We start from the raw sequence: 19,254 nt of genomic DNA, 5'->3' as shown, positions 1-19,254 counted from the left end.
GATGGAGCAGCAACGGGGGATCTCCATCGCCCTGATGGGCATCGACGGCTCCGGGAAGACGTCGCTCCTGACCCACCTCGGCCGTGCCTTCGACGACGCGGGCCTGGAGTGGGTGAATGTCGGGCGTAAGTCGGTCATCCGTCAGGCAGCCGACACCGGTGGTTATCCCGGCGCCAGTCTCGAACGGCTGTGGCTGGAGGCGTGGCGGCTGCTGTTCGGCGGTGGGCACCGGTCCGGCTCGCCGGTGGACGCCGTGATTCCACTGCAGTTCGAGGGAATGACCACCGACCGGTTCATCGAGCTGCTGCCCGACAGCGTGGCCGGTGTCCGACGGTCCGGGCCGGTGTCCACGATGTGGACCGAGTACGCCATCGACCAGATCGTACGGGCCGAGGCCGTGGAGCCGGCGCTCAGGCGCGGAGCCATCGCCCTGTCGGACGGCTTCGGCTACAAGAGTGCCGCCAAGGTGCTGCGCATCGCCCGGGAGCTGCCCGACCCGGCAATCCCCGACGAGACACTGGACCGGTTCTCGGACCTGATCCGGACCGCGTACGGCGATGCCTACCTTCAGCCCGACATAGGGATCCTCCTCGACGCGGACCCCGAGCGGTCGTACGAGTGGCGCCGTGGCCTTGGCCGCCTGGGCCCAGCTGAAGACCTGTGGTTGGCGGGTCGGACCGGTAGGGCCGCGTTCGTCGACCTCCAGTCGGCGGTTGCCCAGGATCTCGTCGACGCGGCCAAGGCGTGGGGATGGCACGTCCTTCGCGTCGACGGGCGACCGCAGCGCACCACCGCTGAGGAGGCGATGGACATCGTGCTGCGCCATCGACGGGTTCGCGAGCGCGTCGGCGACCGGAGGAAGGAGACGTGACGGACGAGAACCTGGTGCTGCTGAACCCCGGGCCTGCCAACACCTCGGCGCGTGTCCGTGCGGCCCTGGGGCGCGGGGACCTGTGCCATCGCGAGCCCGAATTCGCCCACCTGCTGGGTTCGATCAGGTCCGGCCTGGTGGAGGCCTTGAACCTCGCGGACAGCCACGAGGCTGTGGTGATCTCCGGTTCGGGAACGGCAGCTGTCGAGATGAGCCTGCTCGCCTCGGTCCGCCCGAACCGGTCGGTCCTCGTGCTGAGCAACGGCGCGTACGGCGAGCGGATGCGCCGCATGTGCGAGGCACACGGCATCAGCACGTACGAGGTGACCGCGTCGTGGGACCAGCCGATCGATCCCGGCGCGGTGCTGGACGTTCTGGCCACGCACCCCGACATCGACGCCGTGGCCGTGGTGATGCACGAGACCAGCGCCGGCCTCATCAACCCGGTGCGAGAGATCGGTGAGATCGTCGCGGGCACCGAGGCGGTCTTCGTGGTCGACGCGATCAGCGCCACCGGCCACGAGGAGCCGGACCTGGGAACCATCCATGCCGATCTCATCTGCGGCACGGCGAACAAGGGACTGCACGGCCTGCCCGGCGCGTCCTTCGTGCTCGTCAGCGCTCAGAAGGGCGCGGCGAGGATAGCCGCTGTCCCGTCCAGGAGCACCTATCTGGACCTTGCCGCGAACCTTGCCGCGCAGCGGGCGGGCGACGTGCTCTTCACCCCCGCGGTGCAGGTCTACTACGCCCTCGACGACGCGCTCAAGGAACTCCGCGAGCAGGGCGGGTATCCGGCGCGGTCGGCCGACTACCAGCGGCGGGCCCAGCTCCTGCGGACCGGGCTGGAACGGCTCGGACTCGAGCTGCTGGTAGCACCGGAGTATCGATCCAACTCGGTGTCGACCGTGCTCCTGCCACCCGGCGTGCCGTATCAGCGACTGCACGACGAGCTCAAACGACGAGGGTTCGTCATCTACGCCGGGCAGGGAAGGCTCGCCGCCGGCCACTTCCGCGTCGCCAACATGGGCCAACTGTCCCTGACGACACTGGAACGCTTCCTCGCCGAGCTCGAGGACACGCTGGAGCTGTTCGCAGGCAGCAGCCCGGCCCAACAGAACTTGCCAGTACACCTGAGAACCGGCCGTGCGGCCGAGGAAACGCGGAGGTAGGCACGTGTCAGCCACGACGATAGACCCGGCGACCCTGACCGAGTTGCCAGGCAAGCTCGAGCACTACGAGGTGGAGACAGGCGGCTATCTGACCGCCGGACTCGCCGCGGCCGAACGGGCGCATGGCGCGGCCCTACAATCGCTGTTGACCGAGCTCACCGTCCTGGTGATCCAGCCGGATGCGATTGCCCGCCGTCAGGTCGACGACTGTCTGGCGTTCGTCAGGCAGCACGGTTTCGAGCCAATCATGGCGGTGCCATTCCACCTCACCCCGGAGATGTCCCGGGCTCTGTGGCGCTTCCAGTTCAACGCGATCAGCGAGGACAGCAAGGCCATTGGTGAAGGGGTCTACTGTTTCGATCTGTCCCTCATGCTGTTTCTCCGTGACACTCGGCTGACCGCGACGGTTCCCCGCAGTAGCCGCCTGACCGCGATCAAGGGTTCGTCCGATCCGAGCAAGCGCAGCCCGGAGAGTCTCCGGTCGACGTTGGGTGCCATCAACCGCATCTTCGCCAACGTGCACTGCCCCGACGAACCGCTGGACATCCTGAGGGAACTGGCGATCCTGACTCCTGAACCCGCGCTGTCACAGCTACACACCCGTCTCGCCGGGGCGTTCCAGGACGGGGCCGCCTACGACTGCCGACAGGAAGTCGACCAGGTCTATGCCGCCATCGCCGCGCACGATCTCCACTCGGAGCGTGCCCTGGCCCGACTCCGCGCCGACATCGAACGCGCCGGTCGCGAGCACGACGCAGTGGCGGTCGCGGAGAAGCTGCTCGCCATGCTGCACGCCGCCGGTCAGCCTGGCGAGACGCTGGACTGGCTGACGTTCGCCGGCCAGCTGCGCGACCTCGGCATAGATCCCTACGGCTGGGACCCGCTGCTGGTCGCGAGCAACCACATCGAGTACGAGCTGCCGGGCGTGGCCAAGACGATCGCCAGTTTCAGTGGCTCGTAGCCGTAACCCCGCAGCATCCCCGGAGAGAGGCGGACACCACACCATGATGGTCAACGAGGAGATCCCACCGGTCGGGCCGTTCTCACCGCGCTTCTCCCGCCGCGGCGCACTACGCTCGGAATGGATCTACGGCAGCGGATATCAGGGCCCGTCAAGTGACGAGATTTTCGAGGCACTCATCGCCCGGCAGCCCGTCTGGGCGGGGATGGACGTACTCGAGATCGGAAGCGGCCTGGGCGGTGACGCGGTCCGGATGGCCACCCGCTACGGCGTGAACATTCGAGCCGTCGACGCCTCCGCCGACATGACCCAGCTCTGCCTCGACCGCCTGGCCGCAGAACCGGTGGACGGCATCAGGTTCGAGACCGGTGACGTGTGCACGATGGAGCTGGCCCCGGAGTCGGTCGACCTGGTCTGGACCCGGGACTGCCTCATGTACCTCAGCGAGCGCGACAGGGAGCGTGCCTGGTCCCGGCTCCTCACGGCGTTGCGGTCCGGCGGACGGGTCCTCGTCACCGACTACTGCCGGGGCGAATCGCCGTCCTCGCCGGCTTTCGAGGAGCTCCACAACTCCAGTGGCTTCCACCTTGTCAACCAGGAGGCGTACGCGACGATGATGCGGCGGGTCGGCTTCTGCGACGTCACCGCCGAGGACCGCACCGAGGACCTCCTGGCATCGGAGGTCGAAGGACGCGCCCGCCTGGTCAATGACCGTGACGGGTTCCTGGAGCAGTTCACCAGCGGTGAGTACGACCAGCTCCTGAAGCGCTGGGACACCAAGATCGACCTGAGTGTGAGTCACCAGCTCACCTGGATGGTGCTGACCGCCCGGAAGCCGTGATGACGCGGACCGGGCGCACTCACGGCCCGCCCGGGCCGATCGGGTGTGGTCACCAAGCCCTGGGGGCGCCGTGACGCCGGACCCACGCCTGCCCGACGCTCGGCCCTGGCGGGTCGGCCGGGGCGGCGTGGGTCCGGCACCCGGACTCGTTTCGTGTCATCTGGTCAGTGGTCGCCCAGCTCAGCCCAGCCGGCTAGTGCCGTGACCACGAACGTCCACGGTGTTTGGGGTCAGGCTGCGTGGGTGGCGGGTTGGCCCCATCGTCGCTGTCGTTCGCTGCGGATGCGGGCGCGTTCGCGGCGTTGGGCGGCCAGGACGTCGGGGTGGCGGGCGTTGGCGTTGCGCCATCGCAGGTAGGTCTGCATCTTCCGGGTCAGGACGGTGTGGTTGGGGTGGTTCGAGCCGGCGATCACGAAGGTGCGTAGCGGCCCGAACTGGGCCTCGATCGGGTTGGCCCAGGAGGCGTAGGTCGGGGTGAAGCAGAGCTCGACCTTGTTCCGAGCCGCCCACGCTCGGATCTTGAGGCCTTTGTGTGCCGAGAGGTTGTCCAGGATGACGTAGATCGGTGCCCCGTCCGGGCGGGCGGCGCGGATCGACGTGAGCGCGGCCAGGGTGTTCGCGGCGCTCTTGCGACGTCGGACGACGCCCCAGAGCTGGTCGTCGCCGACGGAGTAGCAGCCGTGGAACTGCCGGACACCGTGCAGCTTGTGGTAGTTCGCGGGCAGCCGGTGCGGATGGCCCGCGGGCGCCCACCCGGCGCCGGCCTGGGGACGGATCACGAGGGGCCCGAACTCGTCGAACGCGAACACCCGCTGCGGGAAATGGCTGCTCACGTACTCGATCCGGGCGAGCTTGACGTCCCGGTCAGGGTCGGTGGACTCCTTCCACGTCTTGGTCCGCTGGAAGGTGATCTTGTGCCGGTGCAGGATCTGCCGCAGCCGCTCCCGCCCGATGCGGACCCGCCGGGTGGCATGCAGGCGTAGGTGGTCGGCGAGCTTGCGGATGCTCCACCGGGTGAACGGACGCCCCAGCTTCTCGGGGCGGGTGGTGGCCGTCTCGACGATGAACTGCTCTTCGTCAGGACTGATCTGGCGGGGACGGCCACCCGCCCACTGAGGGTCCAAGCTGGCCATCCCCATTTCGTTGAACCGATGGATGACCTGCCGGATCGTGTCCTCGTCCGCTTGCACCAGACGGGCGATGGCCGGCACCGTGTTCCCACCGGCAGACGCGAGCACGACCATCGCCCGCCGTAGTCGGATCGCCGAACCGGTTCCCCGGCGAGTGATTCTGAGCAGCTGCTGACCTTCGTGGTCACTCAGCCGCCGTACACGTACAAGATCTGCCACCGCCACAGCCTGACCGCCGCGGCACCGTCCGCCCGACAGGTCGAACGGCGTGTCATCCAACACCGTGAACGTTCGTGGTCACGGCACTAGCACCGTCCCATACCCCGCGAGAAGGATCACGATTATGCCGACCACAACGGCCGTCAGGACGATATCCGGCGCCAGCAGTGGCCGGTGATGAGGCAGGCCGACGGCGAGCCTTTGACGCGCGCTCAAGGCCGACGGCCCCGCGCGCACGCCAGGCGAAACAGAGCGCTTCCAATCTGCGCATACCGACGGGTACACGCATCCAGATGGTTATTCGATGATCTCGAATCAGTCTGATCAACTGACATCAACCGCGACAGCAACGCCAGTGCATCACCGCGTACACGAGCGCAGCCCTCGCCCGGTGTATGAGCCACCTGCTGATTTCCAGAATGGTGACGGAAGGCGGAGGTCGCACGCCTTCCGTCACCAATTGCACTCAATCCTCTGGCTTTACCTCACTGTCACAAAGATTGAGAATAGATGGCAGCATAGAAATTTCAGCAGCAGATCAGTCGAAGTGCCTGTAACCTTCTTCCGCAATCCTATCTGACGCCTCCTGCCCAATCACCTGCTCAAGAGCGTCGAAGATCGCACTGCGCGCCGAAGCAAGTCGTTGCCGAACGTTTCTTTCTGAGAAATAGCTAGTCAGCAAGTCCGAATTTGCTTCCCCAAAAGCAATACGCGAAAGAATCTGGTCGAATGCGACGACGAACTCATTGAGGTCGGTGGCGACCTGGATCGCCTCATCGACCCTCAGCTGGCAATGCTTGCCGTCGCCCTCAGTCATCGAACCACCCTGGCGTTAGAAATTGGCAAATCACCATCGGCCACCCACTCGGTGATACCCATTGTAGGGTTAGATCTACTACTTACACTACTGGCCGGCACATCAAACTCAATGACTTTACGGCCACGACCACGGCCAATACCCAAAGTGTCCTCAGCATCGCGCGGGCTCATCGGCTTCCCTCGCGCGGGCACCATGAACACCTTGTTTTGGTCGCTGGCTTTAATAACGCCACTCTCCATGATGCCAGCAGCGCCACGAGAGTTGGTGTAGTGCCGCATTCGAACGGTCGCTTCAGCAGCTTCATCGCCGCCTACCCCAGAAGGGCAATTGTGGACGAGTACCGGGGTTGTGCCGGCGAGCACATAGTACGTGTGGATGTTGGCTACCGTGAGGTCGCGCATGACCTTGTCACCTTGATAGGTGAATACCTCGGCAACCGTTGTCACGTCACCAGATGCGCTCTTAAGTCTTTCCGTCGGTCGGAGGTCGGCGGCGTCAACCCACTCACGCCGGCTGTCGCTCCAGAACGGGTGGTGCTGGGTCGTCTTGAGGGTGGTGTATGTGCCGTCCTCAGTTCGGACTGACAGGTCCGTGAGGGCCTCATCCTGGTTGACGTGTAGCGCCTCTACCGCTTGGGCGGAGGTGACCCCTATTTCCGGGTCATGCGCTAGGACCTCGTCACCCTCCGCCACCTCAGCGATGGGGCGAGCGCTGCCGTCGGCCATGAGGACCGGAGTCGCGGGATCGAAGCTGTGCTTGCAGCCTTCCTTCTTGGCGGTCGTCCCGCTGTCGTTCTTGGCCGGCTTGCCCTTGTTGCCCGCATCTGGCTTCTTCCCTGGCACTGTTGGCGGCTTCGGCGTTACCGAAAAGCCCTTGTCCCGTGCCTCAGACTTGATTTGGGCCATCTCGCTGGCATCTTTGCCCGGGTTGATCTTAGGGTCGACCTTACCCTTGGTAGCCCGCCCGATGAGAGCCTGCGCCTTGTCGGCTAGCTCCTTCTCGGCCTTCTTGCAGACGCTTCTGGCAGCAGCGCAGATTGAAGGGCCCGGCATGAGCGCCTCGGCGGCGGTGCCGTAATCCCCTTCGTAAATGAAGAGGGCGGTGTTGGCGCCATCCGCAGCTACTCCCAGGCCGGGGATAAAGGCGAGCCCGTCGAGGAGTTCGTGAACGGCCTTGTTGTTGACCATGCCCTTATCACGGCGGGTCTGTTTGTTTTTCTTGCCGTCTTCGACGATTGCTTGGCATTCGTAGCCGGTTATGCCTCCTGAGCAGAGTTGTTTCCAATTGCCGCCGGGCTCGTCGACTCTGGCGTATTCGGCGATGATGCGGCCGCTGGGGTCGCTGTAGGTGGTGGGGTTGTTCGCGGCGTAGGTGTACGCCGGAAGTTGTTGAGGATTTCCTGGGTCGTTGACCGGGTCGACGGATATGAACCGGCCGATGGTGGGGTCGTATTCTCGGGCGCCTAGGTGGGTGAGGCCTGTCGGGTCTTGGTAGCCGCCGAGGAAGCCCTGCTTGTTAGGCCAGGACACCGCGGCCCCTCGGGGTGCGCCGTACGGGGTTTGTCGACGCTGGGTGATCGTCTGGTTGGTGTCGTTGGCGACGCTGACTTGGGCGGTGCCCTGGTGGTCGCTGGCAAGCCAGGTGATGCCGGTGAGCGTCCGTTGGGCGATGGTCTCGCCGTTGAACGAGTAGTACCTGGTGGCGGTCACTTGGCCGGTGCTGGCGTTGCGTCGGACTTCTTGGTCGCCGAGGAACAGGGTGCTGCCGGTGGCGTCCTTGGCGATGAGTCGGTTGCCGGAGGCGTCGTAGGTGTAGGAGTTCGTGCCGGTGCTGTCGGTCAGTTTGTCGAGTTGACCCTCGACGGTCCAGGTCAGGGTTTGCGGGCCGGCCGGGCCTGGGCGGGTTGTGGTGTTGCCGGACTCGTCGTAGGTGTACGACCCGGTGGTGGTGCCGGTGTTGTCGGTTCGGCTCCACCCGTCGAGGCGGTGTGGTTGGTTCGCCTTCGGGGAGGGGTAGGTGTAGTCGGTGGTCACCGTGCCGGTGGGCGTGCCCCGCTCGGTTTGCTTGAGCCGGTTGCCGATGCGGCCCTTGGGGTCGTCCGGCGCGCCGAAGGACCACTGTTGTGAAGCGCGGTCGTGATGGGCCGCTCGACCGCGTGATACTTCAACGCGCCTATTGGGTTGGCGATCCGCGAAGCATCGTAGCTGGCCCTACGCACGCTCTTCGGACAGCCATGCGGACCACCCGCTTCGCCGATCGGACCGGATGAACAGCGCGTCGGACTTTGCGCGGAATGAAGAGACGGGACAGGAAACCATCTGGCAACGCCAGCGATCATCGACGCGTCGCGGAGTCGGCCATACGTATGGCCCAACGAGGCCAGATCGGGCGGCAGGCCTCGGAAAGGCGAACCAATCCGACTTCGGGCCTCGCCGGGCTGTGTGGCAGCAGCAGACCACTGCGACTGATACCAGGTCATGAGGAGCAACATCCACGCACGCACTCCGCGTCTGCCCGCCTGTGACTGCCGTCCGCCCGGTCGGCGACAGATTCGGGTGGCTGGGTCGCCGGCAGATCCGGATGTCTTGAGGGGTGCTCACCCAACGAGCCGCCGGCACGCATCGAACAGACGGTCATCGCGATGACCGAGGACTAACTGGCCTTCGTCTGACCTCCGACAGCAGCCCTCTTCGAACTGCCCGGCCCGTCGCCAGCGGCTCGGCCCGCACGAACCGGCCCGCGACAAGCGTCTTCGCCTCGTCACTTCCTCATGTCGTAATGAGGTGCTACGGCTTGCCGGAGCCTATGCATCGGAAGACGTCGATTCAGCACAGGCGGGCGTCGTGAACCTAAGGGACGAGAGCCGCCCCAGCGGCGTCAACGGGGCGATCATTCAGTGGTGCACGCGCTCCCGGTGACAGACGCCGCCAAAAACGCATTACGGCGCCCGATGAGGCGCTGAAGATACGGCTTCAAAATCAGGTGTGCCACGACGGCCCCTACGGGTCCTGCCGGCGCAATGAAACCGATGACGTCCCGCATGACAGTGATGGACGGGTCTGTTGGATCGGGCATGAAGTTGTGCTCGTGGCGCCATTGGGTGAATGGGCCACGGACCTGCTCGTCGACGAAGTACGACGGCCGACGGAATTGGGTTATCCGCACGGTCATGCGCCATGGGATGCCAAAGTGGACCGCCTGCCACCTGACCGTGTCACCGACTTTCAACCGGCCGGTCATGACGCCATCGATCGCTCGTTCGGCGCTGGCGCCCATGGACCTGGTGTGCAGATCGACATCCACACTCGCGTCGAACACGGCCTCGCGAGTCGCCCGGACTGTCGTAGTCATCTCGATGCGCGGCATGCGGTCCACTTTAGCAACCGTGCGGGCAGCCAGATTCGACACCGGCTGGCACTTCGGCAGGCGGCACGAGAGTGGGGGCGGAGCCGTCACCCCGCCCCCACCACGCTACACAGATCGCTTACGGCTACGGTTTCGGTTTCGGTTTCGGTTTCGACATCAGCGTCCCGAACACCACCTGAGTGGTGAGTTGAACGGTGAGCACCCGGTAATCCCCCAGCAGACCGGCGCAGCCTGCGACAAGGGCGCCGCTGAGTGCCGCCAGCCGATAAGCGGCCGGCGAGACCCGCTGGCCGATGAGGAACAGCAGCACGGACATGAGTGCCGTCGGTACACCAACCCTTACCAGGATGCTCCGAATCACTGAGTTCGCAGTCGCGCCTTCGTACACCGCTCCATAGAATAGGCACGCCACCAGGAGCAGCCCGGCACAGAGCGCGAGATTTCTAACCAACCACCTGATCATCCGGAGACATCCGTCACGCAGCACGACTTTGGCCGCGGGCGCTGGCCGTTGATCCACTGGTCGTGCGTGTTGGGTACGAACGGCGCCATGAGTTCGGGCCCGCCGCGTGCCCGGTCTCTGGCGAGGAACATCGGATCGGTATCAGGCTTGTACTGAATGACTCCGAGATGGGGGAAGCCGTCCCGGTCGACGCTGACGTGAACCCCATCCTCCTCGAGGCCGATCTCGACCTTGCCGTTCACCGCAGGCGCCCATGGCGCCAGCGCGTCCCGGCCGCCTCACTCCAACTCGCCGCCGCTGTCGGTCTTCTTGAACTCCATAACTGGAGAGACGGACGCGCGCCCAGGCGGCGGCGCTTGCGGCCCGTCTCGGGGCCGCCTTGATAGACGTACAGAAAGTCCTCCTACACCGCCGGCAGCCAGCCGCCCCACCTCCATCCGAGGACATCACGGCAGGTTGACGTGTCGGCACCCGGTGCTACTCTGGCGCTCGTCGAGCACGCCAGCGCGGCCTTCCTGCCGAATCGCTGGACTCGACCTCGGAGATGCCGAGCGGCCTTCCTGCCGCTGATGCGGGTCACATCCCGCCGGCTCCCGGTCGCACCAGCCGCCGTGCCGGTTCTCCGAATCCACTGAGCGGCCCAGCACGGCATAACTGCCGTCCGCGATGGCCCGGGTTCGCACACCTACACGGGTGGGGACAGCCTGCGGCAACCGCTCCGATGCCGACATTCCAGGCTCCTCACCCGTGCCGGCCTTCATCACCAGCTCGACGAACGCGAGAGGACACAACCATCGGCGGGACGTGGCACCACCACGAACCCGCCCTCCGGCGTCAGCCGCCCTCCCGGCGGTGCCAGGAGACACGACGAACACCACCAGCGGACCAACGTCCACGGCTGGTGGTGCTTCGTCTCCCGTCCCTGCCACCCCCTGAAGAGAAGACCGTGCCCACCCCGCTCACTCTGCACCGGTCCGGCCTCGCCGTCGGCCGGAACGCCCAAGCCCTGCACCGCGCCGCCACCCCGGAATTCTCCGGCTGGCTTGAGCACATCGCCGCTGCCGGCGGCTGCGCTCGGCCAATCCGACTTACCGGGACCCTCGCGGCCGTCGAGACGACCACGGGCCGCATTACCAGCCAACTCCAGACCGACGAGCTGCCTGACCACGCGCTCTACAAGGCGTGCGGCAACCGCCGCGAATCGCAGTGCCGCGACTGCGCCTGGGTCTACGCTGGCGACGCCTACCAGGTTGTCCGCTGCGGCCTGACCGGCGGCAAGGGCGTAGCCGACTCGGTTGGTCGACACCCAGTCGCCTTCGCCACCTTCACCGCCCCGTCCTTCGGCGCGGTTCACCACCGCCACGTCGCCCGCCACACCTGCGCCACGCGGCAGCGCTGCGACTGCCGGCCCGCCCCGTGTCGCGCCCGAAGCGCCGCCGGCACCTGCCAGCACGGGCAGCTCGCGGCGTGTTTCGTCCGCCACGACGCCGACGATCCGCGGCTCGGGCAGCCGTTGTGTCTGGACTGCTACGACCACGAGCACCAGGCCGTCTGGAACTACTTCTCGGGCGAGCTGTGGCGGCGCACCAAACAGGCCGTCGAACGTCACCTCGCCGCCCTTTGCCGACGTCGCGGCATCCCCTTCGTCCAGGTCGCCACCGGCTCCGGCACAGTGCGCCGGGTGCCGCCGGTCCGGGTGTCGCACGGCAAGGTCGCCGAGATGCAGCGCCGGGCAGGCGTGCACTTCCACGCCCTGCTGCGCCTTGACGGTGTCGACCCTGACCCGGATGCACTCGTGCCGCCACCGGCCGGCATCACCGTCGATGACTTGGCCGCCGCAGTCCATGCCGCCGCCCGGCAGATCGTCGTCACAACTAAGCTGCGGCGGGCGACCGGCGATGGTTAATCCCGCAGTCGTTTCTCGCGGAATCGCGGACACTGGCCCGAGGTACGGCGACCGCAGAAGCCACCTCCCCGCCGCTACGACCATGGCTGACGGTCGGGCCTACCAGAATGGAGAGCGGGAACAATCCCCGATGTAAATGGATCCTCCATCAGGTCTTGGACGCATTAGCCTCGGAGGCCGGCCTGCCCAACGTGCGGCGCCGGTACCGCACGTCACTGACCAGGGATGGCAGCACCGTTCAAGCCGGGCCAGGCTCCGGGGAGCCCCCTCACAGTGAGCGGGCTCCCGAAACGGCTCAACCAGGGTCCAACAGTTCAGCCGCAGTCGCGCAGATCGCGGCATGAGCGTGCACTCGATCAAGCGGTCAACCAGCGAATCCCGCGTGCCGCTGGCCTCGGACTATTCGTACTTGACGAGTCCGGCGCGCTGGGCGAGGAGGGCCGCCTCGGTCCGGTTGGTGCAGCCGAGTCGGGTAAGGACCCGCGAGACGTAGCCCTTGATGGTGGCTTCGGTGAGGTGCAGTTGGGCCGCCAATTGCGCGTTGGTCAGGCCCTGGCCCAGGCCGGTCAGGATCTCCCGGTCCCGTTCGGACAGGCTGTTCGGCAGCGTCACCGACGGGCCGGCGGGCAGCAGGACCCGGGCCGCACCGGGCGGCAGGATCGTGTGGCCGGCGGCGGCGGTGCGGATGAGGTCGACGAACTCGCGCGGCGGCGTGGTTTTGAGCACGTACCCGCTGGCTCCGGCGCGCAGCGCGGCAGCCACATACCGATCGGCCGTGAACGTGGTCAGCACCACCACGAACGGGGCCGGGTTCAGGGCGGCGATCTGATCAGTGGCGACCAGTCCGTTGACGCCCGGCATGCGCAGGTCCATCAGGACCAGGTCCGGACGGTGCCGGATGGCTGCCTCTACCGCCGCGGCCCCGTCTGCCACGATGTCGACCACCTCAATGTCGCCGGCGCTCGCCAGGATTGTGCGCAGGTGCGCACCGACCAACGGATCGTCATCGGCCACCACGACCCGGATCATGACGACCCGTCGTGTTGTACGCCGGGCAGCCACGCCCGCAGCGTGAAACCGCCGCCAGGCTCGGGCCCGGCCATGAACGTGCCGCCAAGCAACTCGACCCGACGCCGCAACCCGTGCAGCCCGGTTCCCGACCCGGAAGCGGCCAGCCGCGCATCCGCCGTCGACCGAACCACTCCGTTGCGGACAACAACTCGCACGCCGCCGCCCTCGTACTGCACCCCCACCTCTATACGGGCACCCGGCGCGTGTTTCCTCACGTTGGTCAGCGCTTCCTGGACGACCCGGACCACCGCCTGCCCGACCGCTGGGGACACCGACACCGGGGTACCCGTCACCTCCAGAGCCGCCGGGCCTACCAGTGGTCGCAAATCGGGCAGCAGTACCGGCACCGGCTCCCGGACTGACGGCTGCTCAGGCAGGACCCGGACCAGGTCGCGAAGGTCGTCGAGTGCCGCGCAACCGGCCTCTCGGATCCGCTCCGCGGCCACCCGAGTCGCCACATCGGCTGCGGTCAGCCCGAGCGCCCCGGCCTCCAGCACGATGAGGGTGACCTGATGCGTCACCACATCGTGCATCTCGGCGGTGAGCCGCTCACGTTCACCTGCGGCGGCCCGCTCGGCTGCGGCGTACCGGTCAGCCTCGGCCCACCGGGCCCGCTCGCGCAGCATGTTGACCATGCGGCGGCGTGCTGCCAGGTAAAGGCCGAGAAGGACCGGCACACCCAGCAGCACCAGGCCGGAGCGTAGTCGCGCCCAAGGCGGCGGCAACGGTGCCGTGGCCGCAGCCGCGAGAGCAACCACCGCCGCCCAGCCTCGAACGCGACGAGCGGCGTAGGCCGCGACCGCGTAGGCCGCGAACGGGGCGGCGGGAGTGAGGAACATGATCGTGTTTTCGCCCGGCCGGATCGAGTCGCCCGGTGCGAGGGTCTCGACGGCGGCCAGGACGGCGCTGCCAGCGAAAGCAAGCCAGGCCACCGTGACCGGTGCGCTCCGGCGCCAAAACAGCGCGCCGGCCGTCGCCGCGAAGACCACCGGTGTGAGGCCGTAGCCGCCGGGCAGGTCGGCGGTCGGCCCGGCCAGCAACACCAGACCGGCGAGCAACGCGACCGCCACCACGACAGCGTCAACCAGCCGCCGCCTCGGCAAGTCATCCCGCTTCACGACCGGCTCCGCCCAACTCCAGCCAACTCCCACCACGGCGGCAACGGTAGGCCGGAACCGAGCACCCCGTCCTGCCCATACCGACGAAAGTAGGTTCGAAACCGCCACCATCGTCGCCACACCGACCGACGGCGGCCGCTACCACAAGTTCGGTCCCGCACGCCCAATGGAGTCATGAAGGAAAACGTCACCACCCGGCGGCTCCTCGCGTGCGGCGCCGCCGCCGGGCCTCTGTTCGTCATCGTGATCCTCGTTGGCGGCGCGCTACAGCCCGGATACCGTCCGATCCGCCAAGCCGCCAGCGAATTGGCACTCGGGTCGACCGGATGGATCCAGATCACCAACTTCCTCGTGTGCGGCTCACTGTTCGTGGCATTCGCCCTCGGTATACGCCGCGTCCTGCACCCCCGCTCGGCCGCCTGGATCGCGGCGGCCCTGACCGGCCTGTTCGGTGTTGCCCTCATCGCGTCCGGGCTGTTCACCACCGATGTCGCCGGGCAGGCCCGGCACACCTGGCACGGCACCGCCCACAACGCCGCAGGCAGCGTTGTTTTCCTATCCCTACCGCTCCTGACCTTCACCTGGGCGTTTCACTCTGCCCGGCGTCGGTCCTGGATCTGGGCGATAATCAGCGCAATAGCCGGCGTGACCATGCTTCTACTCATCCAAGGTCTGGCCGTCTCCGAACACCGCGGCCTGTACCAGCGTCTCACCATCGGACTTGGCTGGACCTGGATCACCGCCTTCGCCCTGCACCTCCGTCGCACAACGTTCACTCACCCAAGTGAGGCAGCAGATCAGCAGCACGTGATCAGTCGCCCGTTCCGAAGAGGAGGCTGAGCGCATCTCGACAGATCAGCTGCACGCTCATCGGCCTGAGCGGACGCCGCCCTACCCCCTCCTCGGGGTGCCAACGCTGATGGCTTCGGGTCCGCCGAGAGGTCTCCACCCCGAAGCGCCTGGTCAGGGCGTTTCCCCCCGTCTGAGGCTTGGACAAAGGGCGGCCCGCCGCGACGACGGGCCGCCCTTCGGCCATGCGCGGACACCGTTCTGCTGCCGCCGGGAGGTGCCAACGCTGACGCCTCCGAGCATCCCGAAGAGGTCTCCCAGCAGGAGCCCTGGTCAGAAAACTGCTGATGGAACTTGAGTCTCGCCTTCCGGGGCCATACCGACAGCAGCACCGACGGCCAAAAGCGGTACGTCGATGGGACTGGCTCTCTTCAATGGGCCTGTCGGCTCCGCCTGAAGTTTTCAGACGGAGCCGACAGCGCTGAGGACGGCGATCTCGACAAACCGCGTTGCCTCTACTTCCGGCGGGTGCCGGGACGTGCTGCCCCGTTGCCTTGTGGCAGGCGTCGACGGCCCACGCCCCTTATGCGCGCATCTCCCGCGCACGCTCTGGGCGTTCCGGCCTCCTCACGCGCGTGGGGCGCTCCGCCGTTCGAGCTGCTGTTTCCTGCGACCCGCGTGTCCTCCTCACACACGTACGGGTGCTCCGGTCAGCTGCGGGGACTCCAGTCGCCGAGGACCGACCGTTTGAGATGTATCCAACCTGGTCGCGAAGGGAGTTCACCAGCAATGGACCCGAGCGGACGGACGTCGACGAACGCCAGACGAGGACTCTAGAGATGTCAGGCAACCATCGGCGGCAGCGCCATGCTCCCAATCTGCTCCCAATGTGAGCAGCACATACGGCGAAGCCCGTTACCGACTGAGCCGGCAACGGGCTTCTGACCTGCGCGAACTAAGGGTGGGCGATGCTGGTATCGAACCAGCGACCTCTTCGGTGTGAACGAAGCGCTCTCCCACTGAGCTAATCGCCCTCAGCGACACTGACTCTACCCGATCGTGGAACCGGACCGGAAATCCGGGGTCAGTGCGTCGCGAGGTAGTGCATCGCCTCGGCGATCACGTCGATGCCGAGGCTGTACTTCAGCGACAGCCAGACCACTGTCGCCACGAAGACCAGCCCCACGGAGCCGAGCACGACTCGCACCAGCAGTGACTGTCGGGTCACCCAGCGCGTCCAACCGTGGACGTGGCGGCGGGTGAAGCCGAGCAGCCGGCGGGCCCAGTGGTATTCGACGGCCCAGATGCCGAGCCCGGCGATCACCAGCAGCCAACCCGGCCCTGGTAGCGGGATGAGGGCGATGCCGATGGTCACCACGAGCGCCCCGGCGATCGCGATGAATATCTTGAGCGCGATCCGGCCGGTCGGATTGGCCCGGATGAGTTCGAGGGTGAGGGCGATCCGCTCCCGCCAGCGGGGACGACGCGGCGGGTCCTGGACGGCCACGCCGCCACCGCGACCGACGCCGCCGGCGCCACCAGCATCGCCGCCAGCACCGCCACGACCGCCGCCGGCGCCGGCCCGGCCTCCGCGGGCACGAGCGCCACCGCCACCGGGGCGGTCGACACCACCGCCGCCGGGCTTCGACCGTCTGGCCAGCTCGGGTTGCTCCTTCGGCACTGCGTACCCCCGCTTTTCGGCTGCCCGGACCGCGACTTTCGGTGGGCCGGGTGCCGTCGCCGGATCCATTGAGGATCGGTTCGCCACCATTTCACTCCCCAGTGTCGCTCGGGCCCGTCACTGCAACGCCCGACTGGACGTTACCGGAGTAAGTCGACGACTGAGCCACCCGATGCCGGGCGGCATCACGCACTGGGCAGAACCGGAAATCCTACATGAATCCTCACATTCACGCGGGCTTTCCGTCCCCCTTCCCACCACTGGGTGAAGTCAGCGTATGGCGGAGCGTAGCCAGGAGTAGCACCTGAGTATGGGAAAAGCGGGACACGCGCGTTCCGCAGCGGTGCCGGGGGGAGAACGTCCATGAGTGTCATCCGACCGACGACCGTAGAGGTCGAGACGTCGCTAAGGCTCGTCGCGCCTGACGCCACCGCCTTGCCGGTGCGTGCCAGCCTGCGTTACGACCCTGCTGACCCGTATGCGGTCCATGTCCTGTTCCATGCCGAATCGGCCGGAGGTGAGGCGGTGAGCTGGTCGTTCGCTCGCGAACTTCTGGTCACCGGCCTGGACGAGCCGGCCGGCATCGGGGATGTGCGGGTCTGGCCCTGGGCCACACCGCGCGGCGACTTCGTCGCGCTGGCCCTCTCGTCACCGGACGGCAACGCCCTCTTCGAGGTGCCGCGCAGCGTCCTGGTGCGTTTCCTTCGACGCACGTACGTCGTCGTCCCGCGCGGCCGGGAGGCCGAGCACCTGGACGTCGACACGGCGGTGAACCGGCTGCTCGCCGGTCGCTGAAACGAGCGAACCGGGGCCGCGCGGATCTGCCGAGTCCGCGCGGCCCCGGCATGCCCGGGGGTACGCGCACAGCCCGCCCCGGGGCCAGCCGGTGCTCAACCGTGGGTGGTGATGCCGCCGTCGACGGGGATGACCGCGCCGGTGAGGTACGCACCAGCCCGTGAGGCCAGGTAGATGGCGGTGCCGGCCATGTCCTCGGGGCGGCCGATGCGGCCCAGCGGGACCTGCTGCTCGATCGCGGCGCGGCTCTCCGGGTCGTCGAGCGCGAACGCCATCATCTTGCTCTCGAAGGGGCCGGGCGCGATCGCGTTGACGGTGATCTGCTCGCCGGCCAGTTGGTGGGCGAGGCTGCGGGTGAGCATGTGCACGGCCGCCTTGGTGGCCGAGTACGCGTACACCTCCATCCACGGCACCCGGATGCCGTCGATCGACCCGATGTTGATCACGCGGGCCGGGTCGTCGGCGCTGGCGGCGGCGCGCAGCGCCGGCAGCAGCGCGGTGGTGAGCCGGAAGACGGCCTTGACGTTGACCGCCCAGAGCTTGTCGAACGCGGCCTCCGGGTAGTTTTCCAGCGGCGCGCCCCAGGTCGCGCCCGCGTTGTTGACCAGCACGTCGAGGCGGTCGAAGCGGTCGCGGACGGCGGCGGCCAGCGCCTCGGCGCCGGCGTCGTCGCCGAGGTCGACGGGGATGGCGTCGCAGCGGCCCTCGGCGGAGAGTTCCTTGGCGACCGCCGCACAGACGTCCGCCTTACGGGACGAGATGATCACGTGTGCGCCGGCCCGGACGAAGCCCTGGGCGATCATCAGGCCGATCCCCCGCGATCCGCCGGTGACCAGTACCGTCTTTCCTTCGACCGAGAACAGCTGCGTCATGCCCATCCCATCGCGAGTCGGCGGGGCTCGCCGGCCCGGCGGGCGTGGTTCCCCCACCAACGGACGGCACTACCGCCGGGTAACGTAGCCCGACCACCGGGACCGCGACAAGCCCGCGGTTTCCCGCGGATTCCGCCCCCTGGCTCGACCGGGATGCGATGACCTGCGGTTCGGGCTACCGTCGCTAGCGATGCTCTTCACCGGTCCCTCCCCCGCGCCGCCGATCGGAACGTCCCCCCGCACCGACGAGATCGCCACGTTCGCGCTGGCCGGCCTCGCCGGCGATACGGGCTGGCGTCGCCCGGTGATCGTCGAGCGGGAGCTGCTGATCCTGACCACTCGTGGGCACGGCGACGCGGAGCTGGACTTCCACCCGCTGCCCTGTCGGCCCGGCACGTTGTTACGGGTACGCCCCGGTCAGGTGTTGCGCTGCGTCGGCCCACAGTTCGACGCGACGGTGGTGGCCTGGGACCCGCACGCGTTGCGCGACGTCGACCTCGACCTGGCCACGGCCGTGACCTGGCGCCAGTTGGCCGGTGAGGACGAGGACGCGGTGATCAACGAGGTGAGCCAGTTGGTGGTGGACTGTCAGCGGCACCCCGACGGTCCCACCGCCCGCGCGCTGCTGCGGCACCAGTTGGCGGTGCTGTTGCTGCGGCTGGCGCTGGCCCAGGCCGACCGGTCACCGGCCCGGCCCGAGGAGGAGACGTTCCACCGGTTCCACCGGGAGGTGGAGCACGGCTACCCGCACACCCGGCGGGTGGAGGACTATGCCGCCGGCCTCGGGTGCTCGGTGCGTACCCTGACCCGGGCCTGCCTGGCCGTCACCGGTCGCAGCGCCAAGCAGGTCATCGACGAGCGGGTCGCGTTGCAGGCCGCTCGCCTCCTGGCCGCGACGGACCAGCCGATCGCGCAGATCGGCAGGCACCTCGGCTTCTCCGAGCCCACGAACTTCGGCCGCTTCTTCACCCGCGAGGTCGGGGTGAGCCCCGGCGCCTTCCGGGCCGCCCGCGACCAGCCGGCGGGCAACCGGGTGGTCCGCCAGCGACCGCCGGCCGAGCCGACGGGCGCCAACGGCGGGCGGTTCCGCTCCGGCACCGTCGAGACCACCAACGGCGGTCACACCGCGAGACCCGGACCGCCCGCTGCCCGGCCCGGCGGCCCGGGGCGGGCATGATGACA

At 67.6% G+C, this 19,254-nt stretch carries 17 protein-coding genes, 1 tRNA gene and 1 pseudogene; 8 read left to right on the top strand and 11 right to left on the bottom strand.

All coding sequences use genetic code 11. The features are described from left to right. The first annotated feature begins 1 nt into the window (after nt 1). From O7634_RS18385 to O7634_RS18370, 4 genes are read left to right on the top strand one after another with little or no spacing between them, the layout of a single operon-like run. Nucleotides 2-871: a hypothetical protein gene (locus O7634_RS18385; protein WP_278151338.1), complete on the top strand. Its 870-nt coding sequence runs from the start codon at nt 2-4 to the stop codon at nt 869-871. After that, nucleotides 868-2,040 (top strand): aminotransferase class V-fold PLP-dependent enzyme, encoded by a 1,173-nt coding sequence (locus tag O7634_RS18380; RefSeq protein WP_278151337.1) that lies wholly within the window; start codon nt 868-870, stop codon nt 2,038-2,040. The genes O7634_RS18385 and O7634_RS18380 overlap by 4 nt, the downstream gene beginning before the upstream one ends. A gap of 4 nt (nt 2,041-2,044) precedes the next feature. Further along, nucleotides 2,045-3,001: a nucleoside-diphosphate kinase gene (locus O7634_RS18375; protein ID WP_278151336.1), complete on the top strand. Its 957-nt coding sequence runs from the start codon at nt 2,045-2,047 to the stop codon at nt 2,999-3,001. Nucleotides 3,002-3,044: 43 nt separating this feature from the next. Next, a complete protein-coding gene (locus tag O7634_RS18370) occupies nt 3,045-3,842 on the top strand; it encodes a methyltransferase domain-containing protein (RefSeq protein ID WP_278151335.1) in 798 nt (265 codons plus the stop codon). Between the two features lie 230 nt (nt 3,843-4,072). Here O7634_RS18370 and O7634_RS18365 read toward each other — a convergent pair whose 3' ends face one another. From O7634_RS18365 to O7634_RS18340, 6 genes are all read right to left on the bottom strand, one after another. Beyond that, nucleotides 4,073-5,191: an IS630 family transposase gene (locus O7634_RS18365; protein ID WP_278151334.1), complete on the bottom strand. Its 1,119-nt coding sequence runs from the start codon at nt 5,189-5,191 to the stop codon at nt 4,073-4,075. Between the two features lie 538 nt (nt 5,192-5,729). Beyond that, a complete protein-coding gene (locus tag O7634_RS18360) occupies nt 5,730-6,008 on the bottom strand; it encodes a hypothetical protein (protein ID WP_278151333.1) in 279 nt (92 codons plus the stop codon). Further along, a complete protein-coding gene (locus tag O7634_RS18355; RefSeq protein ID WP_278151332.1) occupies nt 6,005-8,044 on the bottom strand; it encodes an HYD1 signature containing ADP-ribosyltransferase family protein in 2,040 nt (679 codons plus the stop codon). Before O7634_RS18355 ends, O7634_RS18360 begins: the two co-directional genes overlap by 4 nt. A gap of 856 nt (nt 8,045-8,900) precedes the next feature. After that, nucleotides 8,901-9,377 carry an SRPBCC family protein gene (locus O7634_RS18350; protein WP_278151331.1) on the bottom strand — a complete coding sequence of 159 codons (477 nt, stop codon included), beginning with the start codon at nt 9,375-9,377 and terminating at the stop codon, nt 8,901-8,903. Nucleotides 9,378-9,501: 124 nt separating this feature from the next. Beyond that, the gene (locus O7634_RS18345) at nt 9,502-9,693 is read right to left on the bottom strand and encodes a hypothetical protein (protein WP_278151330.1); all 192 of its coding nucleotides are present in this window, start codon (nt 9,691-9,693) and stop codon (nt 9,502-9,504) included. 143 nt (nt 9,694-9,836) lie between these two features. Beyond that, nucleotides 9,837-10,082 carry a hypothetical protein gene (locus O7634_RS18340; RefSeq protein WP_278151329.1) on the bottom strand — a complete coding sequence of 82 codons (246 nt, stop codon included), beginning with the start codon at nt 10,080-10,082 and terminating at the stop codon, nt 9,837-9,839. A 704-nt stretch (nt 10,083-10,786) separates the two neighbouring features. On the opposite strand from O7634_RS18340, the pseudogene O7634_RS18335 reads away from it, so the two are divergent. Then, nucleotides 10,787-11,716, top strand: a pseudogene (locus O7634_RS18335) (replication initiator); the annotation flags it as partial. A 429-nt stretch (nt 11,717-12,145) separates the two neighbouring features. On the opposite strand, the gene O7634_RS18330 reads toward O7634_RS18335, so the two are convergent. Then, on the bottom strand, nt 12,146-12,763 hold the full coding sequence (locus O7634_RS18330; protein ID WP_278151328.1) for a response regulator transcription factor: 618 nt from the start codon (nt 12,761-12,763) through the stop codon (nt 12,146-12,148). An 8-nt stretch (nt 12,764-12,771) separates the two neighbouring features. Next, complete coding sequence (locus O7634_RS18325) at nt 12,772-13,875, bottom strand: ATP-binding protein (RefSeq protein ID WP_278151327.1); 1,104 nt, start codon at nt 13,873-13,875, stop codon at nt 12,772-12,774. Nucleotides 13,876-14,109: 234 nt separating this feature from the next. Between O7634_RS18325 and O7634_RS18320 the strand changes: the two genes are divergently transcribed. After that, nucleotides 14,110-14,775, top strand: coding sequence for a DUF998 domain-containing protein (locus O7634_RS18320; RefSeq protein WP_278151326.1), 666 nt, complete (start codon nt 14,110-14,112; stop codon nt 14,773-14,775). Nucleotides 14,776-15,686: 911 nt separating this feature from the next. Here the strand turns inward: O7634_RS18320 and O7634_RS18315 are convergent. Together O7634_RS18315 and O7634_RS18310 are read right to left on the bottom strand one after the other, a co-directional pair. Continuing rightward, nucleotides 15,687-15,758 (bottom strand) — tRNA-Val (locus O7634_RS18315). Between the two features lie 50 nt (nt 15,759-15,808). Then, a complete protein-coding gene (locus O7634_RS18310; RefSeq protein WP_278151325.1) occupies nt 15,809-16,474 on the bottom strand; it encodes a TIGR02611 family protein in 666 nt (221 codons plus the stop codon). A 294-nt stretch (nt 16,475-16,768) separates the two neighbouring features. Here O7634_RS18310 and O7634_RS18305 point away from each other — a divergent pair, with 294 nt between their 5' ends. Then, nucleotides 16,769-17,200, top strand: a complete 432-nt coding sequence (locus O7634_RS18305; protein WP_007457244.1) for an SsgA family sporulation/cell division regulator — start codon at nt 16,769-16,771, stop codon at nt 17,198-17,200. 95 nt (nt 17,201-17,295) lie between these two features. Here the strand turns inward: O7634_RS18305 and O7634_RS18300 are convergent, their stop codons facing one another. After that, the gene (locus O7634_RS18300) at nt 17,296-18,072 is read right to left on the bottom strand and encodes a glucose 1-dehydrogenase (protein WP_278151324.1); all 777 of its coding nucleotides are present in this window, start codon (nt 18,070-18,072) and stop codon (nt 17,296-17,298) included. A gap of 190 nt (nt 18,073-18,262) precedes the next feature. Here O7634_RS18300 and O7634_RS18295 point away from each other — a divergent pair, with 190 nt between their 5' ends. Beyond that, entirely contained in the window at nt 18,263-19,249 is a 987-nt protein-coding gene (locus O7634_RS18295) for an AraC family transcriptional regulator (RefSeq protein ID WP_278151323.1), read from the top strand. Nucleotides 19,250-19,254: the final 5 nt, after the last annotated feature.

It is taken from the genome of Micromonospora sp. WMMD1120 (assembly GCF_029626235.1).
Taxonomy (GTDB): domain Bacteria; phylum Actinomycetota; class Actinomycetes; order Mycobacteriales; family Micromonosporaceae; genus Micromonospora.
This window is presented reverse-complemented; position numbering and strand designations above follow the sequence as displayed.

What these genes read in the sequence shown, in the direction of transcription:
- O7634_RS18300 (WP_278151324.1), bottom strand. Translation starts at nt 18,072, where the DNA reads ATGACGCAGCTGTTCTCGGTCGAAGGAAAGACGGTACTGGTCACCGGC.
- O7634_RS18320 (WP_278151326.1), top strand. Translation starts at nt 14,110, where the DNA reads ATGAAGGAAAACGTCACCACCCGGCGGCTCCTCGCGTGCGGCGCCGCC.
- O7634_RS18305 (WP_007457244.1), top strand. Translation starts at nt 16,769, where the DNA reads ATGAGTGTCATCCGACCGACGACCGTAGAGGTCGAGACGTCGCTAAGG.
- O7634_RS18385 (WP_278151338.1), top strand. Translation starts at nt 2, where the DNA reads ATGGAGCAGCAACGGGGGATCTCCATCGCCCTGATGGGCATCGACGGC.
- O7634_RS18295 (WP_278151323.1), top strand. Translation starts at nt 18,263, where the DNA reads ATGCTCTTCACCGGTCCCTCCCCCGCGCCGCCGATCGGAACGTCCCCC.
- O7634_RS18360 (WP_278151333.1), bottom strand. Translation starts at nt 6,008, where the DNA reads ATGACTGAGGGCGACGGCAAGCATTGCCAGCTGAGGGTCGATGAGGCG.
- O7634_RS18310 (WP_278151325.1), bottom strand. Translation starts at nt 16,474, where the DNA reads ATGGATCCGGCGACGGCACCCGGCCCACCGAAAGTCGCGGTCCGGGCA.
- O7634_RS18350 (WP_278151331.1), bottom strand. Translation starts at nt 9,377, where the DNA reads ATGCCGCGCATCGAGATGACTACGACAGTCCGGGCGACTCGCGAGGCC.
- O7634_RS18345 (WP_278151330.1), bottom strand. Translation starts at nt 9,693, where the DNA reads ATGTCCGTGCTGCTGTTCCTCATCGGCCAGCGGGTCTCGCCGGCCGCT.
- O7634_RS18370 (WP_278151335.1), top strand. Translation starts at nt 3,045, where the DNA reads ATGATGGTCAACGAGGAGATCCCACCGGTCGGGCCGTTCTCACCGCGC.